The sequence below is a fragment of the Corynebacterium sp. genome, from assembly GCF_030532965.1.
GTDB lineage: Bacteria > Actinomycetota > Actinomycetes > Mycobacteriales > Mycobacteriaceae > Corynebacterium.
Genome location: NZ_JAUNKC010000052.1, coordinates 1 through 8,339, shown reverse-complemented (window position 1 = coordinate 8,339; position 8,339 = coordinate 1). Strand labels below are relative to the sequence as shown.

Annotated in this window: 8 protein-coding genes; 4 read left to right on the top strand and 4 right to left on the bottom strand. The window is 58.5% G+C overall.

Translation table 11 applies throughout. The features are described 5' to 3' along the window. Both Q4D85_RS14285 and Q4D85_RS14280 read right to left on the bottom strand, forming a co-directional pair. Positions 1-431: hypothetical protein (locus tag Q4D85_RS14285; protein ID WP_303201451.1), on the bottom strand; the 431-nt coding region annotated here is incomplete at its 3' end. A gap of 272 nt (positions 432-703) precedes the next feature. Then, positions 704-1,201: a hypothetical protein gene (locus Q4D85_RS14280; protein WP_303201449.1), complete on the bottom strand. Its 498-nt coding sequence runs from the start codon at positions 1,199-1,201 to the stop codon at positions 704-706. A gap of 197 nt (positions 1,202-1,398) precedes the next feature. On the opposite strand from Q4D85_RS14280, the gene Q4D85_RS14275 reads away from it, so the two are divergent. From Q4D85_RS14275 to Q4D85_RS14260, 4 genes are read left to right on the top strand one after another with little or no spacing between them, the layout of a single operon-like run. Beyond that, positions 1,399-2,994 (top strand): ABC transporter substrate-binding protein, encoded by a 1,596-nt coding sequence (locus Q4D85_RS14275; protein ID WP_303201447.1) that lies wholly within the window; start codon positions 1,399-1,401, stop codon positions 2,992-2,994. Further along, complete coding sequence (locus Q4D85_RS14270; protein WP_303201446.1) at positions 2,991-3,950, top strand: ABC transporter permease; 960 nt, start codon at positions 2,991-2,993, stop codon at positions 3,948-3,950. Before Q4D85_RS14275 ends, Q4D85_RS14270 begins: the two co-directional genes overlap by 4 nt. Then, entirely contained in the window at positions 3,947-4,804 is an 858-nt protein-coding gene (locus Q4D85_RS14265) for an ABC transporter permease (RefSeq protein WP_303201445.1), read from the top strand. Before Q4D85_RS14270 ends, Q4D85_RS14265 begins: the two co-directional genes overlap by 4 nt. Then, positions 4,805-6,301, top strand: coding sequence for an ABC transporter ATP-binding protein (locus tag Q4D85_RS14260; RefSeq protein WP_303201442.1), 1,497 nt, complete (start codon positions 4,805-4,807; stop codon positions 6,299-6,301). On the opposite strand, the gene Q4D85_RS14255 is transcribed toward Q4D85_RS14260, so the two are convergent. Both Q4D85_RS14255 and Q4D85_RS14250 read right to left on the bottom strand, forming a co-directional pair. Continuing rightward, entirely contained in the window at positions 6,284-6,409 is a 126-nt protein-coding gene (locus Q4D85_RS14255) for a hypothetical protein (protein WP_269082579.1), read from the bottom strand. The two genes, Q4D85_RS14260 and Q4D85_RS14255, sit on opposite strands and share 18 nt — an antisense overlap. Before the next feature lie 355 nt (positions 6,410-6,764). Next, a complete protein-coding gene (locus tag Q4D85_RS14250) occupies positions 6,765-8,114 on the bottom strand; it encodes an alpha/beta fold hydrolase (RefSeq protein WP_303201439.1) in 1,350 nt (449 codons plus the stop codon). Between the last annotated feature and the right edge of the window lie 225 nt (positions 8,115-8,339).

Sequence of the window (8,339 nt, the reverse complement as noted above, 5' to 3'; positions counted from 1 at the left end):
CTAATAGCTGCAGGGTTACCAACCGACACCGCAAACGCAAGATTTGCTTCAGCAACATTCACCGCCTCAGCTGCCGTATTCACCGCCATATGGCACCCCATGCCAACAAACCGCTGCGCCTCCATCTTCGTTCTAGCATCCCCCAAACCAGCCGCATACATACGAATCCCGGCATACACCTGCTCGCCCACACCGGAGGCAACCTGTAACTGCGACGGCACCGCCTCACCAACATGTTGGTTAAACGCCTCACCTTCACTACCGACAAACCCATACGGTTGCGCCCCCACCAACAATGATGCACCCCGATTACAGTCATCAGAAAAATCCAGCCACTGCTGCGCACACGACATCACCGCCTGCTCATCACCGCCGATATAAAACTTAGGTTTGTCAAACACACTAAAATCCGGCAACAAAACAGCAGGCACACCCAACCCCTAACAAACTCACATAAACAACAATCAATAGCAACCAAGCTATAAGAACCACCACACCCGGCACAACAACCCCTACCCCCACATAAGGGAAAGCTAACCCTACCAACGCCAATGAATACACCTAGGGTTTCTCGTACGTTGTGGACCAAACTGCCCTGGGTTTTATTGCGTTTAAAGCTCAGGACAACCAAGGTTGATGTCGTAATGATGGTAATAAGGGACAGTAGGTTACCCAATTTAGTGCCGAGAAGTGTCGACCGGGTTTAAATGGATCCCTTCCACACCACCCGCACGTCGGGCCGGGTGTCGCGGAAATGGTCGGCCAATTGGGTCGGTTTGATATTCGGTTGCAGCGGGAACGTGAAGGTGTATTCCGGATAGTGCTGGTGGTTACCCACGACGTGTTCGGGAATGAGGCTGGCGAAGCTGGTGCGGCCCTTGGAAAAGATTTCCACCAGCGCAAGATCGGCGGCGGGAAAATTCACGCCAGTTTCAGCAATGGTGATGGTTTCCCCGATGGTGCATACCGGTTTGCGGTAGCGGCGAAACGCCCCGAATACGCTGAAGATGGTGAGCAAAATCCCCACCGCGGGAATCCCCAACGCAATGGTGTAGAGGGTGTGCCACACCCCGGAGGCGTCGTAAAGCAGCAGGTAGGACAGCGCCGCGAGCAGGGCCATCAACGCGATAAAAATCGCAAAAAGGACGGCCGAGCGCGTGCGCAGCAGTGCGTAATACGGGGTTTGTATTTTCAGTACCATGAGTGCTTGGTAGTTTAGGGCGCGACGGGGGCGGGGTTGTCACAGACACGCCTTAGCGGGGCGCTTCAACCCAGATGGGGGTTAACCGTGCCGCTTTTACCGCAAGGAAACCTATGTATTCTGTGGGAAAAATAATGCGTAACTATCACAGCGCTATTGCGTAAAGCCCCACCGGAACATATACCCTAGAAAGCGTCATGAGTACCTTATTTTCCCCCTTCCGCCGCACGGCTACGCTTGCGTTGCTGGCGCTTTGCGTACCAGCGCTGAGTTGCTGCACGGCGGGCAGCACCGCAAGCAGCGGAATCAGCGCCGACTATGCGGCAGCCCCGGCGGGCGGTCGCCCGTTAAGCACCGTCACGGTGGGCACCACGGCAGCACCGGCGTCGTTAGATTTCACCACCACGGCGGGTGCCGCCATCCCGCAGGCGTTAATGGGCAACGTCTATGAGGGGTTGGTGCAGATCGACCAATCCGGCGACATTCAACCACTGCTGGCGAAAAGTTGGCAGGTCAGCGACGACGGCACCGAGTACACGTTTGCCCTGCGCGAGGACGTCCGGTTTTCCAACGGCGAGCTTTTCGACGCCCACAGTGCCAAGTTCTCCATCGACCGCGTAACTAGCGACGCGTGGAGCAATGGGCTGAAAGCCCAGATGGCGAAAGTCGCCGCCACCGAAGTCGTTGATGATTACACGCTCAAAGTTCGCCTCCATTCCCGTTCCAATACCTGGTTGTGGTCCATGGGCACGTTGGTGGGCGCGATGATGAGCCCCACCGGCGTGTCCGAATTGGCGACGAAACCGGTCGGCACCGGGCCTTATGAGGTGGCACAGTGGGCAGTGGGCACCTCGCTGACGTTGAAGGCGCGGGAAGAATACTGGGGTCAGCGGCCCAAAAACGACACGACGGTGTTTCGCTATTTCGGCGACGCGATTTCATTAACCAACGCGGTACGCTCCGGCACCATTGATGCCGCCATCGGATTGCAGTCGCCGGAGTTATTGGATTCGCTGCGCGCCGACCCACAATTGCAGGTCGAGGTGGGCACCACCAACGGCGAGGTGCTGCTGAGCATGAACAATGCCCGCGCACCGTTTAACGATATTCGGGTCCGCCAGGCGGTGCTATATGGGGTTGATCGGCAGGCGATCATCGACACCACCTGGGAGGGCTACGGTACCGAAACCGGTGGCACCCCGGTTCCGCCCACCGACCCGTGGTACACCGGCACCAGCGACTACACCTACGACCTGCCCAAGGCGCAGCGGCTCCTCGCGGAAGCCGGTGCGGTGGGCACGCCGATTACTTTGTCGGTGCCGTCGCTTCCCTACGCGCAATCCGCCGCCGAGATTCTGTATTCGCAGCTGCGCGATATTGGCTTTGAGGTTCGCATCGAATCGACGGAATTTCCGGCCGTCTGGTTGGCGAAAGTTTTTAAGGGAAAGGATTATGACATGTCGCTGGTGGCGCATGTCGAACCCCGGGACATTCCGCAGCTTTTCGCCAACCCGGACTACTACCTGGGTTTCAACGACCCGCAGGTGCAGGAATTGATCGCCGCAGCCGATCAGGCCGAAGAATCCGACTACGTGGGGTTGATGCAGCAGGCGGTGGATCGCATCATGGCCCAAGCCGGTGCCGACACCTTATTTAACCTGCCCATGATTATCGTCGCGAACACGAATGTGTCGGGTATCCCCCGCAATTCCGTCTCCGATGGCTTAGCCGTTGCCGGGATAACGAAGCTGCAACCGAAGGTAGACGATCAGGAAGAAGGCGGACGCTCATGACCACCACGGTTCCGGTTTTTCGCGCCATCGCCCGCTACGGCTTAACCCTTGTGATAGCCAGCATTGTTATTTTCATTGCGCTGAGGGTCATTCCCGGCAATCCGGCCGAAATCGCGCTGGGGGTGGGTGCAACAGAGGAAGCGGTAGCGAAGCTTTCTACACAGATGGGAATCGACCAACCCATCTGGCGGCAATACCTCGATTGGGTGTCGGGGCTTATCCGGGGCGACTTGGGGACCTCCCTGACCTCCAATACCGACATCTCGTCGATGGTTTTCGACCGGCTCCAAGTCTCCATCATTTTGGTCGGCAGCGCCATGGTTGTCGCGCTTGCGGTGGCGTTGCCGGTCGGTATTTGGGCCGCGCAGCGCGCCCGCCGGTTCGATGGGGTGGTTATTTCGATCATGAGCCAGATTGGCATCGCCATCCCCAGCTTCCTCGCTGCGGTGTTGCTGGTGGCGGTGTTCTCGGTGCAACTGGGCTGGGTGCCCGCCAATGGGTGGTCGGTGCCAGCCGAGGATTTCCCCGGCTTCGTTTCGAGGTTAATCCTGCCCGTTATTTCACTGGGGATCGTCCAGGCGGCGATCATGACCCGCTATGTGCGCTCGGCGGTATTGGACGTCATGAATGAGGATTTCATGCGCACCGCCCGCGCCAAGGGGTTAAGCCCGATGCAGGCGCTGCGCGCCCACGGGATACGAAACGCCGCCCTACCGGTGATTACGGTCACCGGGTTACAGTTGACCAACGTGCTGATCGGCGCGGTTGTCATTGAGAAAATCTTTGTCATTCCGGGCTTGGGCACGATGTTGCTCAGCGCAGTAACCTCCCGGGACTTGCCGACAGTGCAAACCATCGTGATGGTGTTGGTGATCTTCGCCGTGGTGGTCAATGCCTTAGTCGATTTGGCCTATGTCATCGTCGACCCCCGCACCCGAAAGGAGGCCTCCGCATGAGAACCAGATGGCCGTGGTCCAGCATTGTCGGCGGCGTGATCGTCATCGGGGTGATCCTCATGGCGGTGGTGTCGCTTATGTGGACACCATTTGACCCATTGCAGGCGTACCCAGCGGAGCGGCTGGCGCCCAGTAGCGGCAGCCATATCTTCGGCACCGACCGGTACGGGCGGGATGTTTTCTCGCAGATCATGGTGGGTTCCCGGATTACCCTGCTAGTCGGCGTGGTGGCGGTCGCCGTCGCCGCGACCTTGGGTGTGCCGCTGGGCATGTGGGCGGCGATGCGACGCGGTGCGGTGGAAACCGTGGTGATGCGGGGGTCGGATCTGCTCTTGGCATTTCCGGGGTTGCTGCTGGCAATTATCGCCACGGCGATGTTCGGCGCAAGGACGGTCACCGCGATGGTCGCCATCGGTTTGGCGAGCGTACCGGCCTTCGCCCGGGTGGCGCGGGCTGCCACGCTTACGGTGATGTCGTTGGACTACGTCGCCGCCGCCCGCACCGCCCAAAAATCCGCCTGGTATATCGCCAGACGCCATGTGCTGCCGAATATTTTCGGGGTGATTATAGTCCAAGCCTCCGTGTCGTTTGCGCTGGCAATCCTGGCGGAGGCCGGATTGAGTTTCTTGGGCTTAGGCACCCCGCCGCCGGACCCCAGTTGGGGCCGGATGCTGCAATCCGCGCAGTCCTCGCTGGCCACTGCCCCTACCTTGGCGCTGTGGCCGGGGCTTGCGATAGCGCTCACCGTACTAGGTTTCAATTTGCTTGGCGACGGCCTCCGGGATCTCTACGACCCCCGGTTTAGCCGATCCGTGGCGGCCACCCGGAAGACCCGGAAGAAAGGGGCAGCGTAAATGGCTGTGCTATCGGTAGCCGACCTTAACGTGAAAGACGTGGTCAGCGGCATAAGCTTCGACATCGCCCCCGGCGAACGAGTGGGTTTGATCGGCGAGTCCGGCTCGGGAAAAACCCTCACTGCCCTATCAATCATGCGGTTAATCTCCGCCACGGGTGCCATTACGCTAAGCGGGCACCGCATTGATGAACTCGATGAAAAAACCATGTGCACCATTCGGGGTAAACGGGTGGCCATGGTGTTCCAGGAACCCATGACCGCGCTGAATCCGCTGATGAAGGTGGGTAAGCAGCTCACCGAGGCGATCTTAATTCATTCCCGAATACCGAAGAAGCTTGCCCGCACCCAGGCGGAGGAGCTTTTAGAAAAAGTCGAGCTTGATCCGCAGCTGATGATGCGGCGCTACCCGCACCAGCTCTCCGGCGGGCAGCGGCAACGGGTGCTTATCGCCATGGCGTTGGCGCACGACCCGGAATTGCTGATCTGCGACGAGCCGACGACGGCATTAGATGTCACCAGCCAGCGGGCAATCGTCGACTTGATCGTCAAACTGGTTCGGGAACGCGGCACCGGCTTGTTGTTTATCACCCACGATCTCGGCCTGGTGGCGCAGACCTGCGAGCGGGTGTTGGTCATGCGTCGGGGAGAAATAGTGGAATCCGGCCAGGTGTCAGACATCTTGACAAACCCGCAACAGGACTACACCAAAACCCTGCTGGCGGCCTCGGTTTTGCCCGCCGCTACACCCGCACAACACAGCGACGAGGTAGTTATCCGCGTCCAGGATGCGTCGAAAAGCTACCGGGGTACCGTCGCCGTCGACCACGTGAGCCTTAACGTCCATCGCGGGGAACGGCTCGGCATCGTTGGTGGTTCCGGGTCCGGCAAAACTACCACGTTGAAGCTGATCGCGGGGCTCATTCGCCCGCAGCACGGCACGATTACGGTTGCCGATTCCATGCAGATGGTTTTTCAAGACCCAATGGGGTCGCTTAATCCCCGGATGCGGATCAAGGACATCGTCGCCGAAACGCTGCCTGCCCCCGACCCGCAGCGGGTGATCGAAGTGCTCACCGAGGTGGGCCTGGACGCGGCGGACATGCTGGACCGCTTCCCGCACGAATTTTCCGGCGGGCAGCGGCAACGTATTTCGATCGCACGGGCGTTGGCGCCGAGGCCGAAGATTTTGCTTGCCGACGAACCAGTGTCCGCTCTGGATGTATCCGTGCGGAAAAAGGTACTAGAGCTAATCGATACTTTGGTATCTGAACATAGCCTCAGCCTAGTTTTCGTCTCTCACGACATTCAGGTGGTTCGGAGTGTCTGCACCACGGTTGCGGTAATGAATCAAGGAAGAATTGTTGAATATGGCCCTACCGCCGAGGTTCTTACTACCCCCGCTACTGCTTACACACGCTCGCTTATCGACGCCATCCCGAGTCTCAATGCGCCCACTTGTAACACTGGTGAGCTGAGCTTAAGAGGACTGGATTAGTAGTAACACTGAATCGTCGAGAACATGCTCTTCGTCGTATTCGAATATGCTTGTCAGCTCGTCGAATTCAGCTGCCTCAGCCGAACTAATGACAATCTTTTCTCGCATAGTCCCTTATTGTAACGCACGCCTGGCACTACCCCACCAACGCCGATGCGAACCCGTGGGGACACCTACCCCGCCCCACCGCAGTGTGGTGATTGACTGGCCGAAAAAATAAAACCGCACCCGTGTTGCAACACTATCAACCAGGTTCTTGGCCGAGGGGTGGTGGCCGTGAAACCAGGGTGATTACTTCCGAGTTATTGATCATTGATGATGTGTTTAAGGGTGAACCGGAAGTGTTGCACCAGGGTGCGGTTTGGTGACGCCAGTCGGCGGCACCGGGAACTAATTTATGCTACAGATCACATAATTTCAAGTGATTGGGGCAACATCATTGATATGGGGGCACCCTCGATGCTTAGTGGTCGGCTATCTTTTCGTCGAGGATCTCCGCAAGCCCGGCACCGTCATGGCGAATACCATCATGCTGGAAGTAATTAGTGATATGCGGTCGCAGGTCCCGGAATTTCCGGGCCGTATCCATCGAGAACTCAAACGGGACGAAAATATCATCGACGTAGACCGCCGCGGCACACACCGGGGTCGCAGCACTACCCAAAACCTCCGGGTTGTATGGCGAGTGTTGCCACTGGTGCTGGGCCAATTCCTCCGCGACGGCCGCGAGCGGGCGCAAGGCGGGGTCTTCTTCAAATTGCCACGGGTAAATGTGTTCGCCCGTTAAATAATATTTCTCAGCACTGCGGGGATCTGCTTCTTCCTCAAAACCGGGGATTTCCGCCCGAATCCGATGCGCCGACCACCGGGTCGCACTATCACGGGCCACCATCTGCCCTACCCCACCGTAAATCGACTCGTGAATGGCTGCATAAAGCGGGGCAGCCGCGAAACTAACCGCCGCACCGACATGGCTTAAGAAATCCGTTTTCAGCCGTTTCTCGCCACGCACCACCCGAAACGGGTCTTCCAGCGCGTAGGCCAACGATAAGAAGCCGTCGCCGCGCCCTAAGTCGATGCCGATGGTTCTAAACCGGCGGGAGCTAAGCCGCTCACCGGTGGGCAGCACTTCCTCCGAATTATCCAAGTGGTAGGCAATTTCCCTGATCCGATCGGCCGCCCACGGCACCTGGTGGAAAAACTCCTCGTGTCGCCGCGCCAGCGTGGTATAGGTGGCGCGATACACATCATCGACGGGGGCCGTTACCGCGGGCAAGCCGCCGGTCAGATAGGCACGAGTGACCGATTCCGGGAACATTGACAGATATGTGGTGATGCAGAAACCACCGAAGCTTTGCCCGAACAACGCCCACTTATCGATCCCCAGGGCGCGTCGTAACGCTTCCGCGTCGTGGACTATATACTCCTGGCGTAGCCGCGAAAGCCGCGCCACGCATAGATCCTCGGCCGGGCTTTGCGCGTCGATCCGATGCGACCGGCCGGTGCCACGCTGATCCAATAGAATCCACCGGAACTTACCCAGTCCCCACCCCAGCACGCCGGAAGCCGATAGCGGCCGGGGTGCCGGAAAACCGGGTCCGCCCTGGAGATACACGATGGCCGGGTAGTTTTCGCCGCCGTCTGGCACGATTTCACGGGCGAATAATTCGAAGGTTTCGCCGTGGGGATCGCTCGGCTCCCACGGCACCTGCAGTTTGTGTTCAATGATCTGATGCCCAAAGCGGCGCTCCGCTGGGGAGCTTGTAATGGCGGGCGAGGAAGTGACGGTGGGTGACGAAGCAGTATTGGTCATGCCACCTATTGTAAGTGCACTGAAAATCCCCCAACCCACTGGCCGGTGGAACACACGGTACTGTCCACGGCCTGGGTTGGGGGATGATACTGCGACTGAAAGCTAGCGAAACGCTATAGCTTTACAACTAGTTCTTACTTCTTGAAGAAGTTAGCGATCTTCTCGAAGAACTTAGCGAAGAAGTCCCACACTGGCTTGAAGATGCCCTTCAGCTTGGAGCTGAAG